The organism is Prevotella sp. HMSC077E09 (assembly GCF_001814685.1).
GTDB lineage: Bacteria > Bacteroidota > Bacteroidia > Bacteroidales > Bacteroidaceae > Prevotella > Prevotella oris.
Genome location: NZ_KV817507.1, coordinates 21,951 through 23,257, shown reverse-complemented (window position 1 = coordinate 23,257; position 1,307 = coordinate 21,951). Strand labels below are relative to the sequence as shown.

The window sequence follows — 1,307 nt, the reverse complement described above, 5'->3', positions numbered from 1 at the left end:
GTTGAGAATCGGGATGCCCAGAATAAATAACAAATTTCATAAATTATAAAAAGGTGAGACACACCATAACAACTGTTCAAAATCATGAAAGCTTATTTTTACGCTTCTTACCTGAATTCTTCTCATAAAGTAGATGCAGCTTCTATTATTAAGGCTAAGAGTTTAGCTCAAATTAAGAGGGCGAGTATGCACTTATTTGAAAATTACGCTAAGTTCGATAGCTATAAAGAGGCTTTTGATTACCTTGTGTTAAATTGTGGTGCTTTGGGTTACAGTCTACCTTATGAAGATGTTAGATATGCCGATGTAACAGATTTTTAATATATACTTTAACATTAACGCTGCGCTATCGGCATGACGGGCAAATTTATATGATTAAGAATGCAGACAACAAGAAACAAGTTTTAGTTGAACTTTTCAGCGGTTACAAATTCAATGGTGGAGAAGAGCCTGCAACCCTAAAAGGGTACGTTGAGCGCGAAAGCGAGAACGATCCTGGCTTTTTCAGGTGGTTGTTCGATAATGAAAACCTTAGCGACTTTGGCTTTAACCTCTCTAAAGAGCAAAAGCAAGAGTATAAAGAATTTATAAACAAGTTATAACAATATTCAGCCCTCGACATCACGGTTAAGTCAATTGATATGTCAGTTTTTATTTCCAAAGAGTTAATTCCCAAAATTGAAAGGTATTATAATATTAAAATGACAGACCCTACAGAAGAGGTTGGGTATGGAGAGCAGGCAATGGCTTTTGAAGATGTTACAGACTCTTGTTCTGACCTTGAAGATTGGCTTGAAAATGGAGATGTCTTAACTTGTTACGAAGATGCGGACGGGCAAATTCACTATAAAGTTTCTGTAGAAAATGGAGTGTTCGATTTTGTGCTTGACAAAGAAAACGTGGAGTACGAAAGTTATCTTGAAGACATTAAGTCTGACTTAAACAACCTCTTTTCAAACGCGTCTGTCGAAGATTTCAGAACGTTATGCCAAAATTTGCAGGACTACGACGAATACAAAAAATCGCACGAAGATGTAATTGATTTCGATTTAATAGATAAAGAAGACTATGAAAGCATAGTAAAAGAGGCTATCACTGAATACATCGAAAATAACGATATAGAAGTAGATGTAAAAGAGTTAGGCGATACAGACGTTGTTGAAGACGGAAATAACAGCTTTACTTATAAAGGTGAAGAGTATCAAGGCTTCGATAGTTCGGACGGTGGCGACTTCGATTGCACAAGCTGCGAGAACTTTGATTTAATCTATGAGGCGGTGCTGGAGGCTAACTGCGAGGATAAGGAA

Annotated in this window: 3 protein-coding genes; all 3 read left to right on the top strand. The window is 36.9% G+C overall.

What is annotated here, in order from left to right:
* The first annotated feature begins 84 nt into the window (after positions 1–84).
* Positions 85–321: a hypothetical protein gene (locus HMPREF2983_RS02370; RefSeq protein ID WP_004377485.1), complete on the top strand. Its 237-nt coding sequence runs from the start codon at positions 85–87 to the stop codon at positions 319–321.
* Positions 322–371: 50 nt separating this feature from the next.
* Positions 372–602, top strand: a complete 231-nt coding sequence (locus tag HMPREF2983_RS02365) for a hypothetical protein (RefSeq protein ID WP_004377486.1) — start codon at positions 372–374, stop codon at positions 600–602.
* Positions 603–641: 39 nt separating this feature from the next.
* A partial coding sequence (locus tag HMPREF2983_RS02360) for a hypothetical protein (RefSeq protein ID WP_070666386.1) occupies positions 642–1,307 on the top strand: 666 nt, incomplete at its 3' end.

Coding starts and splice junctions, on each gene's coding strand:
- HMPREF2983_RS02370 (WP_004377485.1), top strand. CDS start 85: ATGAAAGCTTATTTTTACGCTTCTTACCTGAATTCTTCTCATAAAGTA.
- HMPREF2983_RS02365 (WP_004377486.1), top strand. CDS start 372: ATGATTAAGAATGCAGACAACAAGAAACAAGTTTTAGTTGAACTTTTC.